The sequence below is a fragment of the Pseudomonas sp. P7779 genome, from assembly GCF_013386315.1.
Classification (GTDB): domain Bacteria; phylum Pseudomonadota; class Gammaproteobacteria; order Pseudomonadales; family Pseudomonadaceae; genus Aquipseudomonas.
This window is the reverse complement of sequence record NZ_JACARZ010000042.1, coordinates 20,941-39,022: the sequence shown is the minus strand read 5'-3', so window position 1 is coordinate 39,022 and position 18,082 is coordinate 20,941. Positions and strand designations below refer to the sequence as shown.

Sequence of the window (18,082 nt, the reverse complement as noted above, 5' to 3'; positions counted from 1 at the left end):
AAAGTTCGAGATCTTGCAAACACCTGGCTATCACATACCCAATTTGCTGAAGCGAGGCCAGCTGGCCACGACTCAGTACCCGAATTTCTTGACGACCATAGAGCATTGGAACCACCTGATCCCATCCCGAACTCAGCAGTGAAACGATGCATCGCCGATGGTAGTGTGGGGTTTCCCCATGTGAGAGTAGGTCATCGTCAAGATTAAATTCCAGAACCCCTGATTGCTTATGCAGTCAGGGGTTTTGTTTTGGGCGGTCGGAAAACGGGGAGAGAGCTGTTGGCCGTAAAAAAGATCCAGCCTGGTTAAAAGCCTTGCTCCCTGATCAACTCAATCAGTGCCCTTAACCCGGCCAGCACATGGCGCCTACCTGGGTAATAGAGGCGCAAGCAGTCAAAAGACGGCGTCCATTCCTCCAGTACGCGCACTAACGTCCCGTTCGCTAAATCGGCAGCGGCATTCCATTCCGTAAGATAGGTCAAGCCTAGTCCCGCCCTGGCAGCCTCGAGCATCAGAGTCGGATTATCCAGGGTCAAAACCCCTTGCACCTCGACAGCAAGCGCTTCGCCATGTCGCTCAAACTCCCAGTGATAGATCGCACCGCTGGGCATCCGGCTGCGAATACACTGATGGGCCCGCAGATCCATGGGGCTGACGGGAACTGGGTTGAGAGCAAAATAGTCCGGGCTGCCCAATACCGAAAAACGCTGGGCCGGACTGATATCGACTGCGATCATGTCTTGAGGAACCGTACCCCCGAGCCGAATCCCCGCATCAAACCCCTGCGCGACGATATCCACCAGCCGCCCCTCAGTGACGATATCCAATTTCATCCGTGGATAACGTCGCAGATACTCCAGCAGCAACGGCATCACCTGCTTTGCCGCCCCCGCCGAGGTATTTAGGCGCAAGGTACCGCTGGGTTCTGCGCTGCGATTTCCTGCCTGTTCCAAGGCCGTGCGAATGCTCAACAGTGCAGGGGTAATGGTTTCGACAAACTCCGCGCCCACTTCAGATAACGACACGCTGCGCGTGGTGCGATTGAACAGCCTCACCCCCATCCGCGCTTCAAGCCCCGCGATAGAGTGGCTCAACGCCGATGTCGACACATTCAACTCGGTCGCCGCTGCACGAAAACTGCGATGCCGAGCCACTGCCAGCACCGCTTCCAACTCATTCAGCCCGGATGTATTCATTGTCCTGAATCGCTCATCAACTCATGCCGATTTGTACGGCTTATCAGCTTAATCATAGTGACTTACCGTAGGACGCACTAGCTCAGCGTCCCGGAGGACCTATGCAATACATCAACCAGATTTACATCAACGGCGCCTTTGTGACGCCCCATGGCGAAGAGCTTTTTGACCTGTTCAACCCTGCAACAGGTCAGCGTATCGGCCAGTTTCGATTGGCAAATGAACAAGACGCCCTGGATGCCATCGCTGCCGCCAAGCGAGCTTTTACCGAGTTCTCCCATAGCTCTAAAGATGTGCGCATCGACTATCTCAAACGCCTTCACGCCGCAGTTGAATCCATTGAGGACGCACTTACCGACGCGATTATCGAGGAGTACGGCGCCCCAATATCCCGTGCGCGGTGGATGGCCAGGCATGCAGCCAGCGTCCTGCAAGATGCCGCTTCAGTACTGGAGAACTACAACTTCTCCCGACGCATTGGCATCGCCGAGGTGGTCATGCAGCCGCTGGGTGTGGCCGGCTTGATCACACCCTGGAACAGCAACGCCGGTTTTATCTGCGGCAAGCTCGCTGCAGCGTTGGCCGCCGGCTGTACCGCCGTGATCAAACCCAGTGAAATGAGCGCAATCCAGACCTCGCTAGTCACCCGCGCCCTGCATGACGCAGGCTTGCCTCCTGGTGTATTCAACATCGTCACTGGCCGTGGCGAAACCGTAGGCGCCGTGTTGAGCGCCCATCCCGACATCGCGAAAGTGTCCTTCACCGGTTCAACCGCTGTCGGCAAAACAATCCTGCGGACCGGCGCCGAGACCCTGAAGCGCGTGACCCTAGAGCTGGGCGGCAAATCACCGGTGCTGATTCTCGATGATGCGGACCTCAAGACGGCCGTGCCCATGGCCCTTCAGGCCGGTTTCATGAACAGCGGCCAGGCCTGCATCGCCGGCACTCGAATCCTGGTACCCGAAAGTCGTTTGGAAGAAATCGAAGCGCTGATGATCGACGAGGTGGGCAACGTGCAAGCCGGCGACCCTCGTGACCCAGCCACTGCGGTCGGCCCCATGGTCAGCCAAAAACAGTGGGAGCGCGTACAGCGCTACATTCAGATCGGGATCGAGGAGGGCGCCCACCTATTGGCAGGAGGTCGCGGTTTGCCTGAGGGCATCAAAGCCGGGTGGTTCGTAAAACCAACCGTATTCAGCCGGGTGACCAACCAAATGGCCATCGCCCGCGAGGAGATTTTCGGCCCGGTGCTCTCGATCATTACCTACGCAACCGAGGAAGAGGCCCTGACCATCGCCAACGACACACCCTACGGCCTCCAGGCATACATCCTGTCTTCAAATCCCGAACGCGCCCGCAGGCTGGCCAGCCGTATAGACGCTGGCCGAGTGCTGATCAATACCCTGGCCCATGAACCTCTAGCGCCGTTTGGTGGCTTCAAGCAATCGGGTATCGGCCGCGAGTACGGCACATTCGGCCTCGAAGCCTTCCTGGAGCCCAAGTCGATCCTGAGCTGATCGTCAGCATAAAAACGCATGAATAAGGTCAACGGCTCAAACCAAAGTGCATGAACAGGCTCCATTAGCACACCGTTCAGGGAAATCGATGCAAAGTGTTTCTGCATTTTTGGTATGGTGCAGCACATTTTCACAAGGACTGATTTTTCCTCCGCAGGAAGCGGCGTCGACCTTATTCAACGAGATGCTGTAGAAATGCCTGAACCAATACCGATCAAGGATCACGAAAAAGAAAACCGCCTGGTCAACAAGCGGCTGCTGGCCTGCGCGCTGCTGGTAATCGGCATTACCTGCGCCCTGGTAGGTCGGATGTACTTCCTGCAGGTGGTGCAGTACGACTACCACTCCACCATTTCCGAAAACAATCGCGTCCACGTCCTGCCGATCACACCGACCCGCGGCCTGATCTATGACCGCAACGGCGTAGTACTTGCCGACAACCGTCCCAGCTACAACCTGACCATCACCCGCGAGCGCACCACCGATCTCAAAGGAGAGCTGGACGCTATCGTCAGCCTCCTGCATTTGCCCGCCGAGGACCGTGGCGTATTTGATAAGGCGCTCAAGCAAGCCCGTCATCCCTTCGTGCCCGTCACCCTGTTCTACGAGCTGACCGAAGAGCAGATCGCCGTGCTGGCCGTCAACGAATTCCGCCTGCCGGGCGTGGATGTCGAGCCGCAATTCGTCCGCCATTATCCGCTGGGTGCGCACTTTGCCCACTCCATTGGCTACGTAGGCCGGATCAACGAAAAAGAATCCAAAGCCCTCGACTCAGTGGAGTACCGGGGCACCCAGTCCATTGGTAAAACCGGGATCGAGCGTTTCTACGAGTCCGAGTTGCATGGCCACGTCGGCTATGAAGAAGTTGAAACCAACGCCCAGGGCCGCGTCCTGCGGGTGCTCAAGCACACCGACCCGATCCCCGGCAAAAACATCGTGCTGAGCCTGGACGTCAAACTCCAGGAAGCTGCCGAAGAAGCCCTCGGCGACCGCCGTGGTTCGGTGGTTGCTCTCGACCCGGCAACTGGCGAAGTGCTGGCGATGGTCAGCAAGCCAAGTTTCGACCCGAACCTGTTTGTCACCGGCATCAGCTTCAAGGAATACGCCGCGCTGCACGACTCCCTCGACCGTCCGCTGTTCAACCGCGTGCTGCGCGGGCTCTACGCGCCGGGTTCGACGATCAAGCCGGAAGTCGCCATCGCTGGCCTCGACAGCGGCGTGGTTACCGCCCAGACCCGGGTGTTCGACCCGGGCTATTACCAACTCCCGGATTTCGACCACAAATACCGCAACTGGAACCACAGCGGTGATGGTTGGGTGGACATGGACGCAGCGATCATGCGCTCCAACGACACCTACTTCTATGACCTGGCCCACAAGCTGGGTATCGACCGCCTGCACGACTACCTGGCCGAGTTCGGCCTTGGCCAGAAAGTCTCCCTCGACATGTTCGAAGAGTCAGCCGGCCTGATGCCGTCCCAAGCCTGGAAGCGCGCTACCCGGCGCCAGCCGTGGTTCCCGGGTGAAACCGTGATCCTCGGCATCGGCCAGGGTTACATGCAGGTCACCCCGTTGCAGCTGGCCCAGGCCACTGCGCTGATCGCCAACAAGGGCGTGTGGAACCGACCGCACCTGGCCAAGACCATCAATGGCGTGCCGCCGGTGGATGAAAACCCGATGCCCAACGTGGTGCTCAAAGACCCACGCGACTGGGAGCAGGTCAACCACGGCATGCAATTGGTAATGCACGATCCACGCGGTATCGCCCGGGCGGCTGCAGCCGGTGCGCAGTACCGGATTGCTGGCAAGTCTGGTACTGCGCAGGTAGTGGCGATCAAGCAGGGCGAGCGTTACAACCGTCTCAAGACCCTGGAGCGCAACCGCGACAACGCCTTGTTCGTCGGCTTTGCCCCGGCGGAGCACCCGCGGATCGTGATTTCGGTGATGATCGAAAACGGCGAGGCCGGTGGCCGAGTGGCGGGGCCGGTGGTGCGCCAGATCATGGACGCCTGGCTGCTCGATCAGGAAGGCCACTTGAAGCCGCAATACGCGACCCCCAGCAAGGCACCGGGTGATCCCCACGTTTGACGCCACAAGGGCATGACACCGTCATGCCCTATCCCTTTTCAAAGGTTGCGCATTGGTCGATGTCGCCTACTGTCAATACAGGAGGTGTCTCATGCACGAATCAAATGAAATCAAACGTAAAGTCCTGCTCAACGCTCCACGCCAACGGGTCTGGGAAGCACTGACCGACGCCGAGCAATTCGGCAGCTGGTTTGGCATCGCCCTCAAGGGCAAACAGTTTGCCCAGGGCCGGGCCATTGAAGCCCCGATCACCTATCCCGGTTACGAGCACGTGGTGTGGAAGGCAAGGATCGAGCGGCTTGAACCACAGACGCGGTTCTCTTTCAGCTGGCATCCCTACGCCGTAGACAAGGATGTGGATTACGACGCCGAAACCCCCACGCTGGTGGAGTTCACCCTTGAGGATCACGCCGAAGGCATCTTGTTGCGCGTGGTGGAGTCAGGTTTTGACGGGATCCCGGACGTTCGCCGCCAGAAGGCCTACAAGAAGAACTCCCGAGGCTGGGATGATCAGATGAACAACATCGAAGACTATCTGGCGAAATCCCATCAGCCGTGAGCTGATGGGGCGCCGCATTCATCAGCCTTCGTGGGCGGTGCTGATTTCCAGGGTATCGGTGTAGGTCACCAACACGCTTTGGCCGACCTTGAGGTCTTTGAGGCCGGCGCGAATTTCCGGTTTCTCCACGGTCAGCACTTTGCTCTGGCCCGCCGGGTTTTCCAGGGTTACCTGGTTTTTCGCCAGGTCAATGTGGGTGATCTTCAACTGCACCTGTACCTGGCGGAAGGCCGCACCGCCCGGGTTCGGGTTATCCGCGGTGGCGCGCAAGACGCCAGTCTTCTCGGTGGCGTCCGGTGCGCTCTTGTCGATGTCGGTGTCCAGCACGGCGGCGACCGAATGGGTCACCAGCACCTTGACCTGATCACCTACCTTGAGATTGCCCAGGTCCTTGGCCTGGTCGCTGAGCTGCACATGCACCTTGCGGCCTTCGGCACCTTCGAGCACCACCTGATGGTTGGCGGCATCCACCTCCAGCACCTTGGTGGTCACCTCATCGGCTTCCAGCGACTTGGACAACGGGATATCGGCAGCATGTGCCGTCAGGGCACCAGCAGACAGCAGGGTTGCCAGGGCAATTGCCTGGCGAAGAGGGCGCAATACATTCATTGAGTGGACTTCCATGTGAGAGGAGCCTTGAGTCTAGTGGCGCGTTCGCGATTCGCAAATTCGCCACTGAGACGGAACGGCTACTTGATCACCACCGGATTCACCGGTGCGCCACTGCCCCCGACAATCTTCAGCGGGGCGGCGGTGTAGAGGAATTTCCACTGGCCGTCGTCCGCACAATCGGCGGCCAGTTCCTCCAGCAACACGATTTCGGTGAAGGCGATCCCCAGGTTGCGCATCAGCGCGCAATGCAGCGGAATCTGCACCCCGGACACCGGGTCGGTGATCACTTCGTTGGCGATGGTGTCGGTCACCAGATTGGGGATTTCCATCTCGTGGAACCACTCCACAAGCTCCCGGCTGTAGGTCAGCCCCGGCTCCATCAGGTCCTTGAAGAACTCGGTCTTGCCCAGCTCATAAAACGCCCCCATGGACCCGGTGCGGATGATCAGGATGTCACGTTTTTCAATGGTCACGCCCTGGGCTTTGGCGGCGTCGAGCAGGTCCAGGTGGTTGAAGGTTTCGCCCCGGCCCAGGCACTTCTTGCCGCGATGGCGGGCCATGTCGATCAGCACCGCACGGCCCACCACGCCGCGTTCGGCAATCGCCAGCACGCTGGCCTTGGCCATGCCGCCAACGGTGGTCTGGGCGTCGTAGCCGTTCCACAGTTGATTGTCGTACCAGGCGTGGCCGAGGGCGTCGTACTGGGTCGAGCCTTGCAGCTGCATGAAGATCACGTCATCGGAATACGCCGCACCACCGGTCATGTGCGGCTGTTTGCCGAAGTGGTAATGGCTGTGGTCGAGGGTGTTGAAGCGCATCGACGGGTTGCGCGCCGGCCACATCGGGTCGCCGTCGGGGTGGCCGATCTGCACTTGCAGGGTAAAGGTCTTGCCCTGGCGCACCGAGGCCACGCCCCGCAGTACTTCGGCTTCAGTCAGGTAATTGAGGGCGCCGACTTCGTCGTCCGGGCCCCATTTACCCCAGTTCTTTGGCAGGCCTTCAAGCAATTCGCGGGTGTTCGGCTCGTTCTTATTATGAAGATCACACATAGCAATTCCGGTCCCTGTGAAAGTGAGTTACACGCAGCGCCCGCCATCGACTTCAAGGCAAGTGCCGGTGATGAACGCCGCTTCGTCCGACGCCAGGTACAGGCAGGCGTTGGCCACATCTTGCGGGGTGGAAAAGCGCCCCAGGGGAATGGTCGCCATGAATTTCTGGCGGTTTTCCGGGGTGTCCGGTACGCCCATGAATTCGCTGAGCAACGCCGTGGCACCCACTACCGGGTTCACGCAGTTGACGCGGATATTGTCCGGCCCCAGCTCCGCCGCCATGGTCTTGCTCATGACCACCACTGCGCCCTTGCTGCCGTTATACCAGACCAGTCCCGGACGCGGGCGGATCGCCGCCGTCGAGGCAATATTGACGAACACGCCGCCGCCCTGGCCGCGAAAATGCGGCACAAAATGCTTGGCGCTCAAGAAGATGCTTTTGACGTTGACCGCAAACACCCGGTCGAATTCGGCTTCGTCGACTTCCAGCATCGGCCGGTTGCGGTGGGTGGTACCGGCGTTGTTGATGACGATATCCAGGCCGCCGAACTGCTCCAAAGTGCCACGCAGCAGGGCGCCCATGCTTTCATCGTTGGCCACGTTGACCTCGATGAAATGCGCATGGCCGCCGCTTTCGGCGATTTCATTGACCACCCGCTGACCGCCCACGGCGCTCATGTCCGCAACGATGACCTTGGCGCCCTGGCGGGCAAATGTCTTGGCGATGCCCTCGCCAAACCCCGAGCCGGCGCCGGTGACGATCGCGACTTTATTGGCTAAACGCATGGTGTGTTCTCCGTTCTTGTTGTTGTGAGGAATCAACCGTGTTTGATCGCAATGGTCTTCAAGGTGGTAAAGCCCAGCAGCGCCTCGAAGCCTTTTTCCCGTCCATACCCGCTGGCCTTCACGCCGCCGAATGGCAATTCAACGCCGCCACCGGCGCCATAGTTATTGATGAACACCTGGCCACAACGCAGGGTGCGCGCCAGGCGCATTTGCCGTGCGCCATCGCGGGTCCACACGCCGGCCACCAGGCCGAACTCGGTGCCGTTGGCCAGGCGAATCGCTTCGGCTTCATCATCGAAGGGCATCACGGCCAGCACCGGGCCGAACACTTCCTGTTGCGCCAGGCGACTGTCAGGCGGCACATCGCGAAACAGCACCGCCTCCTGGAAATACCCGCCGCTGCCGGCCTCGGCAACCACCGTTCCGCGCGCGGCGACGGTGATCCCTTCCTGTTCGGCTTGACGAATAAACTCGCGCACCAGGCGCAGCTGCTTCTGATTGATCAGCGGGCCCATGTCCAGGTCCAGCGCCGAAGGCCCGGCGCGCAGTTCGCTGAAACGTTGGCTGAGGCGTGCGAGCAGGGTTTCGTAAATGCTGCGTTCCACCAGCAAACGGCTGCCGGCGGAGCAGGTTTGCCCGCAGTTCTGAATGATGGCGTTGACCAGCACCGGCAACGCTTCATCCAGGTCGGCATCGGCGAACACCAGTTGCGGCGACTTGCCGCCCAACTCCAGGGTGACCGGGCAGTGGCGTTCGGCAGCGGCTTTCGACACGGCAGTACCGGTGGCGGTGGAGCCGGTGAACGAAATGTGATCGATGCCCGGGTGTGCACACAACGCCGCGCCGGCTTCGTAGCCGTAACCGGTGACTACGTTGATCGCGCCGGCTGGAAAACCAACCTCGGCAGCGATTTCCGCCAGGCGCAGCAACGACAGGCTGGCATCTTCCGCCGGCTTGACCACGCACGCATTGCCCGCCGCCAACGAGGCGCCGACGCTGCGCCCGAAAATCTGCATCGGGTAATTCCACGGGATGATATGCCCGGTCACCCCGTGGGGTTCGCGCACCGTCAACACCGTGTAGCCGGCCTGGTACGGTAGGGTTTCGCCGTGCAGTTTGTCGGCGGCACCCGCGTAGTATTCGAAATAGCGGGCAAGGGCGGTGGCATCGGCGCGGGCGACTTTCAGCGCCTTGCCGGTGTCCCGCGCCTCGATCTGCGCCAGCTCTTCATGATGTTCCAGCACCGCCACGCCGAGCTTGGCCAGCAAACGGCTGCGCTCCACGGCAGACAACCGGCCCCACGGGCCGTCGAAGGTTTCGCCGAGTGCCAGGCGCGCCGCGCTGATCGCCGCCTCGATATCGGCGGCCGTGCCACGGGCGATGCTCGAATAGGTTTCGCCGGTGCTGGGGTCGATCACCGGAATGTCTTCCAGCGAGGTCGACGCCAGCCATTGGTTGGCGATGTAATGTGCGTTGGTCATGTTCAGCTCCTGTTCCCTGCGACGCATTCGGCGATGGCGCGACCCACTTCGACAGTGCTGGCGCTGCCGCCCATTTCCCGGGTTCGCGGGCCTTCGGCAAGCACCGTTTCGATGGCGGACACGATGGCTGCCGCCGCTTCCTGATAAAACGGATCACCGTCGCCCAGGTGCTCGATCATCAGCGCGGCCGACCAGATCTGCCCGATGGGATTGGCGACACCGAGCCCGGCAATATCCGGCGCGGAACCGTGCACCGGCTCGAACAGCGACGGGTAGCGCCGCTCCGGATTGAGGTTGGCCGACGGCGCAATGCCGATGGTGCCGGTGCACGCCGGGCCGAGGTCGGAAAGGATGTCGCCGAACAGGTTGGAGGCCACCACCACATCGAACCAGTCGGGATGCTGCACGAAGTGCGCGCACAGAATGTCGATGTGGAACTTGGCGGTCTTCACGTCCGGGTAGCGCCGGGCAACTTCGTTAACCCGCTCGTCCCAGAACGGCATGGTGATCGAGATACCATTGGATTTGGTCGCCGCCACCAGGTTTTTCCGCGGGCGCTGTTGCGCCAGTTTGAAGGCGTAGTCCACCACGCGGTCCACGCCTTCGCGGGAGAAGATCGACTCCTGCACCGCGATTTCCCGCGCCGTGCCTTCCCACATGCGGCCGCCAACGCTGGAGTATTCGCCTTCGGTATTTTCCCGCACCACGATAAAGTCGATGTCCCCCGGCACGCGGCCGGCCAGCGGGCAGGGCACGCCGGGCATCAGGCGCACCGGGCGGATATTCACGTATTGATCGAACTGGCGGCGGATCTTCAGCAGCGACTCCCACACCGCAGTGTGGTCGGCAATGATGTCGGGCGCACCCACCGCGCCGAAGAAGATCGCGTCATGGCTGCCGATCTGTTCGGCCCAGTCGTCGGGCATCATCGTGCCGTGGGCCAGGTAGTGTTCGCTGCACCAGGCAAAGTGGTCGAAGTGAAAGTGAATACCGAAGCGCCGGCTGACAGCGTCCAGTACCCGCAGGCCTTCGGGCACCACTTCGCGGCCGATGCCGTCGCCGGGAATCACGGCGATGCGGTGGGTGGGGCGGGTGTGGGATTGGGACACGCCGTGTCTCCTGTCTTGTTTTTATAGGAAGGTCTGGCGGGGGCATTCTTGGCACAGCTGTGACAACAGGGGAATTGCTAATTGTGGAATCGGCCTTCGCAAAATTCGAAGGCCAAAGGTTTACGCAGGGTTGGCGCTCAGGTAGTCGAACAGTGCCAGGCTCGTCAGTGACGGCTGTTCCTTGCGCATGCACAGGTACATCTGCCGGTCGGCCCAGCTGTCGTCGATTTCGATAAAGCGCAAGGCCATCTCCTTGCGGAAGATCTGCACCGCGCCCTGTGGCAACACGCCCACACCCTGGCCGGCGGCGATCAAGCGGCACACTGCTTCGAAACTGCGCACCTGCACCCGCAGCCGCAACGGCATGCCGATCGCCGCGGCGGCCTCGGTAATCAACGGGGTGATGGCGGCGTTGTCTTCCAGGCCGACGAAGTCGTAGCCGAGCAAATCCTCGAAGCGCGCATGGCGCATTTTCAGTGGGTGGTCATTGGGCACGAGCAGGCACAGGCGGTCCTGGCAGTAGGGCTCGAACCGCAGCTCTTCGCTGGGGCGGGTGGTGACGATACCGACATCCGCCACGCCCTCGCGCACGGCCTGGAGGATCTCCCGGCTGCGCTCCTCGCGAATATCCAGGCGGATGCCCGGGTGCAAGGTGTTCCACTGGGTCAGTTGGCGCGGCAGTTCCTGGCTCATCGCCGAACTGTTGGCGTACAGGCAAACCCGGCCGGTGGCGCCCTTGGCGTAATCGGCGAGATCGGCGTGCATGCCGTCCACGGCCCGCAGGATCGATTGTGCATGCTGGGCCAATACTTCCCCGGCTGCCGTCGGTGAAACGCCGGTGGAGGTGCGGGTCAGCAGGGCGACCTTGAAGTGCTGCTCCAGCAGCGACAGGCGTCGGCTGGCGGCAGAGAGGGAGAGATGGGATTGCTCGGCCGCCCGGGACAGGTTGCCCAGCTTGACCGCCTTGAGGAACAGCTCGATGGAAGTGAGGTCGGGGGACATGCCGGGGTCCTTGTGCGCAGTGGTTGGGAAACTACGCAGTTGGCGTTCGGCTGTCCAATGTCCGGCAAACAACCCGGGTGCAGGCAGATCTGCTTTCTGTAGGAGCTGGCTTGCCTGCGATAGCATCACCGAGGTGCATCTGACACACCGAGGTGCCTGCATCGCAGGCAAGCCAGCTCCTACATTGACTAGGGTTAGAAGTCGATACTGGCCGACAGCTTGGCCACGCGCGGGTCACCTTGGGTCAGGTAGCCGCCGAGTGCCGATTCCCAGTACTTGGTATTGGCGACGTTCTCCACAGTGGCGCCGAGGGTGACGTCTCGCTGGTCCACCTTGAAGGTGTAGCGGGCGCCCACGTCGAAGCGGTTCCAGGCGGGCAGGCTGAGGTTGTTGGCCGCGTCGGCATATTGGCCGCCGGTGCGCAGCATTCGTCCGTTGACTGTCACGCCTTGCAGGCCTGGTACATCCCAGTCCACGCCGGCATTCAGTTGGAAGGTCGGTACGCCGATGGCGCGGTTGCCGTCGTTGGCGCCGTTCTGGGTGCCGTGGACTTCGGTGTGGATGATGGTTGCGCCGCCCAGCAGGCGCAGGCCGGCGATCGGTTCACCGAACACGTTGAGCTCAACGCCTTTGTTGACTTGCTCGCCCTGGCGAACATAGGTGGCGCTCAAGCCGTCGGCGCTGAGTTGTGAGTAACCGTCGGTTGGTTGCTCGATGCGATACACACCCAGGGTTGCGCCATAGGTACCCATGTCGAGCTTGACCCCGGCTTCGGTCTGTTTCGAGCGCGCCGGGGCATAGGCCTGGCCGGCGTTGGTAATGGGTGCGGTGCCGGCGTTCTGAGGTGCGGTCGGGCCCTGGGCCAAGCCTTCGATATGGTTGGCATAGAACGACACGTGGTCCCACGGCTTGAACACCAGGCCGTACACCGGTGTGGTGATCGACTTGTCGTAATCGGCGTTACGTGGGCCCGACCCGTAGGCATACCCTTGGACCACCAGTTCCTGGCGGCGCAACCCGGCGGTCACCAGCAAGCGATCATCCATAAAGCCCAGGGTGTCCGAGACCGCTGCACTGCGGGCGAAGGTCTTGGCGGTGATGCCCGGATCGTTCAGGTCGCCGCCGACGAAACTGCCCTTGACCGGTTCGGCAACGTCCACCGGGTTATAGATATTGCTGGCATGGCCGTTGAGGTCGAAGTCATAGGCGTTGCGCGTCTGGGCCCAGATCCCGGTCAACCCGAAGTTCAGTTTGTGGCTGACAGCGCCGGTCTGGAACTTGCCATTCAAGCCCGCCATCAGGCTGGTGTTGTCCTCCTGGTGGGCGATGCGCGAGCCGCTGACGGTGGCATTGCCCAGGGTGTCATTCAACGTGACCGAGGAGTAACGGCCAATCTCGTTGGTGTGCTTGGCGCCGCCCGCGATGTAGGCGGTCCAGTTGTCGTTCAGGTCGTACTCGGCGCGCAACATGCCGAAAGTGTCTTCCAGGCTGCTGGTGCCCCAGCTCGGCGCGTAGTTGGTGTCGGCCGAAGGCGCGTTGGGGATATGGGTCAGGTTCTGGCCGAGCAACACGGTGTTGCGCCCGCCATTGATCTGCTGTTTCGAGTAGACAAAGTCTCCCGACAAACGCAGCGCATCACCGCGATAGTCCAGGCCAACCGCAAACAGCTTCGAACGCTGGCTCTCGTCATCGATCCCGGTGTCGCCTTCGCGCTGGGAAATATTCACCCGTGCGCCAAAACGATTGTCCTCGCCAAAACGTTGCCCGATATCCAGGTGCTCGCCGACCCGGCCATCGCTGCTGATGTCGGTGCTGAAACGCCGCAACGGCACATCATCGGCGCGCTTGGGTTGCAGGTTCACACCGCCGCCAATCCCGGAGCCGCCGGGCGTCACGCCGTTGATAAAGGCGTTGGGGCCCTTGAACACTTCAACCCGCTCCAGGGCGTCGGTGGACATGATCTGGCGCGGCAGGATGCCGTACAGACCGTTGAACGAAATGTCATCGCCGTTCAGCGGCAGGCCACGGATCACAAAGGCCTGGGCCTGGTTCGCGTACCCCGACGCCTGGCGCACGGACGAATCGTTGAGCAGCACATCGCCGACGTTCTCGGCCTGCTGGTCACGGATCAATTTTTCGGTGTAGGAAGACATGCTGAAGGGCACGTCCATGATGTCCTGGTTGCCCAGTACCCCCAGTTGCCCGCCGCGGGCGACCTGGCCGCCGGCGTACACCGGGGGCAGGGCGTTGGGCGTGGCCGCGTCGGCGCTGATGGTGGTAGCACCCAGTTCCAGAGCCTTGCCGTCCTGACTGTTGTTCGCATCCTGCGGGGTTTCTGGAGTGGCGGCGTGAGCGGCGAGGCTCAGGGAGCAGCAAAGGGCGAGCAGGGTAGGGCGAAACGGCACAGCCAAACGGGTGGAAGTGGGCATGGTCGATCCTGACGGCGAACCGTCAATGTGAGGAAAAGGGCAACAACGTTGCGCGTCCTCGCTGCGCGGATACGACTCCGGTGCGAATGATAGTAATTGTCATTAATGTTCTGCAACAAGTTTGTGAGATTACTCTCTCCGTATACGTAGGCCATTTCGGTTAAATCGCCGCGCCGTGGCACAGGCCGAGTAGAATCACGCCCTGAAAGTGATTCTTGAGGTGTGGCAAGGTGGATTTACAGCAGGGGTTTGTCCTGACCCGGCATTGGCGCGACACCCCGGCGGGCACGGAGGTCAGCTTTTGGCTGGCTACCGATCAAGGCCCCAGGTTCGTGCGCTTGCCGGTGCAGACCTCCGTGATGTTCATACCGCAAGCCCATCGCAAGCCCGCCGAGCTGCAGCTCAAGGGCGAGCGCGGTATCGAGTTGCGTGACCTGGCGCTCTGCGACTTCCACCATCGCCCGGTGCTGGGCCTCTACACCAAACAGCATCGCCAATTGATGGACCTGGAAAAGCGCCTGCGTCGAGCCGGCATCGACGTCTACGAAGGCGATGTGCGCCCGCCCGATCGCTACATGATGGAGCGCTTCATCACCGCGCCGGTGTTGTTCGGCGGCAAAGCGGGCGAGGGCGGCATGCTGGTGGAGGCGCAGATGAAACCCGCGCCGGATTACCGCCCGCCCCTCAAGCTGGTGTCGCTGGACATCGAGACCACCGCCCAGGGCGACCTGTATTCCATCGCCCTGGAAGGTTGCGGCGAGCGCCAGGTGTACATGCTCGGCCCGCCCAACAACACCGATGCGGTGGACTTCAAGCTCGACTACTGCGACACCCGCGCCGAACTCCTCGAACGCCTGAATGTGTGGCTCGCCACCCATGACCCCGACGCGATCATCGGCTGGAACCTGGTGCAGTTCGACCTGCGCGTGCTGCACGAACACGCGCAACGCCTGAACGTGCCGCTGCTGCTGGGCCGTGGTGGCGATGCCATGGGCTGGCGCGAACACGGCAGCCGCAATCACTACTTCGCGGCAGCGGCCGGGCGGTTGATCATCGATGGCATCGAAGCCTTGCGCTCGGCCACCTGGAGTTTCGAATCCTTCAGCCTGGAAAACGTCGCCCAGACCTTGCTCGGCGAAGGTAAATCGATCTCCACGCCGTACCAGCGCATGGACGAAATCAACCGCATGTTCGCCGAGGACAAGCCCGCGCTGGCACGCTACAACCTCAAGGACTGCGAGCTGGTCACGCGGATTTTCGAGAAGACCGAGCTGCTGAAATTCCTCCTCGAACGAGCCAGCGTCACCGGCTTGCCGGCAGACCGCAACGGCGGTTCGGTGGCAGCGTTCACGCACCTGTACATGCCGCTGATGCACCGCCAGGGTTTCGTCGCGCCGAACCTGGGAGACAAACCACCCCAGGCCAGCCCCGGCGGGTTTGTCATGGATTCGCGCCCGGGCCTCTACGAGTCGGTGCTGGTGCTTGACTACAAAAGCCTCTACCCGTCGATCATCCGCAGCTTTCTGATCGACCCGGTGGGCCTGATCGAAGGCCTGCGTCACCCCGAAGACAGCGAGTCGGTGGAAGGCTTTCGCGGTGCGCGGTTTTCCCGCACCCGGCATTGCCTGCCGTCGATTGTCGCGCGGGTTTCCGAGGGCCGCGAAGTGGCCAAGCGCGAACACAACGCGCCGCTGTCACAGGCGCTGAAGATCATCATGAACGCCTTCTACGGCGTACTCGGATCCAGTGGTTGCCGCTTCTTCGACACGCGACTGGCATCGTCCATCACCCTGCGCGGCCACCAGATCATGCGCCAGACCCGCGAGCTGGTCGAAGCCCGGGGTTATGAGGTGATCTACGGCGATACCGACTCGACTTTTGTCTGGCTCGGCAGCCCCCATTCCCAGGAAGACGCGACGCGCATCGGCCTGGACCTGGTGCAGCACGTCAACACCTGGTGGCGCGAGCGCCTGCAGAATGAGTTCGGCCTGCAAAGCGCCCTGGAACTGCAATACGAAACCCACTTCAGCCGCTTCCTGATGCCGACCATTCGTGGTGCGGAAGAGGGCAGCAAAAAGCGCTACGCCGGGCTGGTCACCCGTGCCGACGGCAGCGAAGAAATGGTCTACAAGGGCCTGGAAACCGTACGCAGCGACTGGTCGCCCCTGGCCCGGCAATTTCAGCAGGAACTCTACCAGCGCATCTTCCACCGCCAGCCCCACCAGGATTATGTGCGCGACTACGTACGTCGCACCTTGAGCGGCGAGCTCGACGACCTGCTGATCTACCGCAAGCGCCTGCGCCGGCAACTGGGCGACTACGAGCGCAACGTACCGCCCCACGTGCGCGCCGCGCGGCTGGCCGACGAATACAACGACCGCCAGGGCCGCCCGCGCCAGTACCAGAACGGTGGCTGGATCAGCTACGTGATCAGCGTCAACGGCCCCGAACCGCTGGAAGTGCGCCAGGCACCGATCGACTACGACCACTACGTCACCCGGCAACTGCAACCGGTGGCGGACGCGATCTTGCCGTTTGTAAACGATGACTTCGGCACCCTGGTGGGCGGCCAGATGGGCTTGTTCTGAAACGGCTTGCCTTGAGGTGGCGAGAGCCTGCAATCTTGGCCACTGACGACCACCAGACAGCGCAGCCCTCCCATGACTGAAATCACCCTGACCGGCACCACGGTCGAACTCCGGCCCCTGCAACGCGAACACGCCACCGCCCTGGTACAGGCTGCTGCCGACGGGCAGTTGTGGAACCTCAAGGTGACCAACGTGCCGGGGCCCGACACCGTCGAAAAGTACGTGGACATTGCCCTGGCCGGGCGTGAGGCGGGCACCGTGATGCCGTTTGTCATCGTGCGCCGCGACACCGGTGAAGTGGTGGGCAGCACCCGGTTCTGGAAGGTCGACCGGGTCAATCGCAAGGTGGAGATCGGCCACACGTTTATCAGCCAGTCGGTGCAGAAATCCGGGGTCAACACCGAGGCCAAGCTGTTGCTGCTGACCCACGCGTTTGAAGTGATGGAGTGCGTGCGGGTGCAGTTCACCACCGATGAACTCAACGAAAAATCCCGGGCCGCGATCCTGCGCCTCGGCGCGGTACAGGAAGGGATCGTGCGCCACGAGCGCATCATGCCCGATGGCCGCAAGCGCAACTCGGTGCGCTTCAGCATCATTGATCCGGAATGGCCACAGGTGAAGGCGGGGTTGCAAGCCAGGCTGGCTCGCTAGGGCTTATGGCTCAGCTCTTCCACCAACTCATCCATCCGGTCGGCAATTTTCGGCGTGGTCGACAGCACAAAGCCTTTTTGCGTGCCCACATAGGTCTCGACGATGTACAGTGTGTCGCCCACATCCAGCCCCAGTTCCTGCAAGGCTTCGTCTGGCAGGCGAATGGCGCCGTCGCCGTCCCAGTCTTCGATCGTGACGCGTTTGCTGTGCATGATGGCTTCCCGTTGAACGAATGAACGGCCTAGCCTAACACCTCAATCCACTGTCAGGAGGCTTGGCACTGTGTACACCCTTTACGGAACCCAAGGCACCGGCTCGTGCATCATCGAAATTGCCCTGCAGCGTTGCGGTGTCGAGTGGTGCCAGGTCGACGCCTGCTCCTGGGAAGACCGCGTGGGCAACGAGGCGTTGGCGCGGATCAACCCGCTCAAGCAAATCCCCACTCTGCAACTGCCCAATGGCAGCGTGTTGACGGAAAGCGCGGCGATCCTGATTCACCTGGGCCTGCAGTTTCCCGCCTCAGGGCTGCTGCCCGAGGAGCCCGCCCAAGTCATTCGTGGCCTGGTGTACATCGCCGCCAACTGTTACTCGGCGATTGGCATCATCGACTATCCGGAACGCTGGACCGACAGCCCCGATGCGCAGCAGCATGAACAGCTGATCAGCGGCACCCGTCGCCGCCTGCATAGGGCCTGGGAGGTGTTTGCCGATCAATTTGCCGAGCAACTGTTCACCCCGGCGCAGGTTCCGAATGCACTGGCGATCATGGCTGCGGCGGTGTCGCGTTGGGCAGGCGGGCGGGACGCGCTGCAACAGTCGCGGCCTGAGTTTGCCCGGGTGCTGGCGCAGGTGGATGCCCACCCAAACGTAGCGCCGGTATTTGCCCGGCATTGGCCGTCGTGAGCATCCGCAATCAAAAGAAACAATGAGGCGTAAGGTGGCTAAACGCCTTGCGTCGCGGGCGTCCTGACCTACGCTTTCTGAAGTTGTTGTAGGAATCATCCTTGAATTTGAC

At 61.6% G+C, this 18,082-nt stretch carries 15 protein-coding genes and 1 rRNA gene; 7 read left to right on the top strand and 9 right to left on the bottom strand.

Annotated features, from left to right (window positions below; all coding sequences use genetic code 11):
* Positions 1-87: 87 nt before the first annotated feature.
* Positions 88-203, top strand: a 5S ribosomal RNA gene (gene rrf, locus HX869_RS14390).
* Between the two features lie 102 nt (positions 204-305).
* Here the strand turns inward: rrf and HX869_RS14385 are convergent.
* On the bottom strand, positions 306-1,196 hold the full coding sequence (locus HX869_RS14385; RefSeq protein ID WP_178903247.1) for a LysR family transcriptional regulator: 891 nt from the start codon (positions 1,194-1,196) through the stop codon (positions 306-308).
* Between the two features lie 101 nt (positions 1,197-1,297).
* Between HX869_RS14385 and HX869_RS14380 the strand changes: the two genes are divergently transcribed.
* The 3 genes from HX869_RS14380 to HX869_RS14370 all read left to right on the top strand — a co-directional run bounded on the left by HX869_RS14380 (position 1,298) and on the right by HX869_RS14370 (position 5,360).
* The gene (locus HX869_RS14380; RefSeq protein WP_178903246.1) at positions 1,298-2,713 is read left to right on the top strand and encodes an aldehyde dehydrogenase family protein; all 1,416 of its coding nucleotides are present in this window, start codon (positions 1,298-1,300) and stop codon (positions 2,711-2,713) included.
* Positions 2,714-2,908: 195 nt separating this feature from the next.
* Complete coding sequence (gene mrdA / locus HX869_RS14375) at positions 2,909-4,801, top strand: penicillin-binding protein 2 (RefSeq protein WP_134327049.1); 1,893 nt, start codon at positions 2,909-2,911, stop codon at positions 4,799-4,801.
* Between the two features lie 91 nt (positions 4,802-4,892).
* Entirely contained in the window at positions 4,893-5,360 is a 468-nt protein-coding gene (locus HX869_RS14370; protein ID WP_003208248.1) for an SRPBCC family protein, read from the top strand.
* A gap of 21 nt (positions 5,361-5,381) precedes the next feature.
* Here the strand turns inward: HX869_RS14370 and HX869_RS14365 are convergent, their stop codons facing one another.
* The 7 genes from HX869_RS14365 to HX869_RS14335 form a co-directional block, all read right to left on the bottom strand.
* Positions 5,382-5,969: a hypothetical protein gene (locus HX869_RS14365; protein ID WP_003208246.1), complete on the bottom strand. Its 588-nt coding sequence runs from the start codon at positions 5,967-5,969 to the stop codon at positions 5,382-5,384.
* Positions 5,970-6,049: 80 nt separating this feature from the next.
* A complete protein-coding gene (locus HX869_RS14360; RefSeq protein WP_087695324.1) occupies positions 6,050-7,021 on the bottom strand; it encodes a cyclase family protein in 972 nt (323 codons plus the stop codon).
* A gap of 27 nt (positions 7,022-7,048) precedes the next feature.
* Positions 7,049-7,807, bottom strand: coding sequence for an SDR family oxidoreductase (locus tag HX869_RS14355; protein WP_178903245.1), 759 nt, complete (start codon positions 7,805-7,807; stop codon positions 7,049-7,051).
* A 32-nt stretch (positions 7,808-7,839) separates the two neighbouring features.
* Positions 7,840-9,288 carry an aldehyde dehydrogenase family protein gene (locus HX869_RS14350; RefSeq protein ID WP_102605360.1) on the bottom strand — a complete coding sequence of 483 codons (1,449 nt, stop codon included), beginning with the start codon at positions 9,286-9,288 and terminating at the stop codon, positions 7,840-7,842.
* Positions 9,289-9,290: 2 nt separating this feature from the next.
* Positions 9,291-10,397: a tartrate dehydrogenase gene (locus tag HX869_RS14345; RefSeq protein ID WP_178903244.1), complete on the bottom strand. Its 1,107-nt coding sequence runs from the start codon at positions 10,395-10,397 to the stop codon at positions 9,291-9,293.
* A gap of 120 nt (positions 10,398-10,517) precedes the next feature.
* Complete coding sequence (locus HX869_RS14340) at positions 10,518-11,399, bottom strand: LysR family transcriptional regulator (RefSeq protein ID WP_003208237.1); 882 nt, start codon at positions 11,397-11,399, stop codon at positions 10,518-10,520.
* Positions 11,400-11,593: 194 nt separating this feature from the next.
* The gene (locus tag HX869_RS14335; protein ID WP_177067856.1) at positions 11,594-13,828 is read right to left on the bottom strand and encodes a TonB-dependent siderophore receptor; all 2,235 of its coding nucleotides are present in this window, start codon (positions 13,826-13,828) and stop codon (positions 11,594-11,596) included.
* 230 nt (positions 13,829-14,058) lie between these two features.
* On the opposite strand from HX869_RS14335, the gene HX869_RS14330 reads away from it, so the two are divergent.
* Both HX869_RS14330 and HX869_RS14325 read left to right on the top strand, forming a co-directional pair.
* Complete coding sequence (locus tag HX869_RS14330; RefSeq protein WP_102605361.1) at positions 14,059-16,416, top strand: DNA polymerase II; 2,358 nt, start codon at positions 14,059-14,061, stop codon at positions 16,414-16,416.
* 72 nt (positions 16,417-16,488) lie between these two features.
* Positions 16,489-17,067 carry a GNAT family N-acetyltransferase gene (locus tag HX869_RS14325; RefSeq protein WP_178903243.1) on the top strand — a complete coding sequence of 193 codons (579 nt, stop codon included), beginning with the start codon at positions 16,489-16,491 and terminating at the stop codon, positions 17,065-17,067.
* Here the strand turns inward: HX869_RS14325 and HX869_RS14320 are convergent.
* Positions 17,064-17,279: an AbrB/MazE/SpoVT family DNA-binding domain-containing protein gene (locus HX869_RS14320; RefSeq protein ID WP_003208231.1), complete on the bottom strand. Its 216-nt coding sequence runs from the start codon at positions 17,277-17,279 to the stop codon at positions 17,064-17,066. The genes HX869_RS14325 and HX869_RS14320 overlap by 4 nt on opposite strands.
* Positions 17,280-17,349: 70 nt before the next feature.
* On the opposite strand from HX869_RS14320, the gene HX869_RS14315 reads away from it, so the two are divergent.
* Entirely contained in the window at positions 17,350-17,970 is a 621-nt protein-coding gene (locus HX869_RS14315; RefSeq protein WP_177009200.1) for a glutathione S-transferase, read from the top strand.
* The last annotated feature ends 112 nt before the right edge of the window (positions 17,971-18,082 follow it).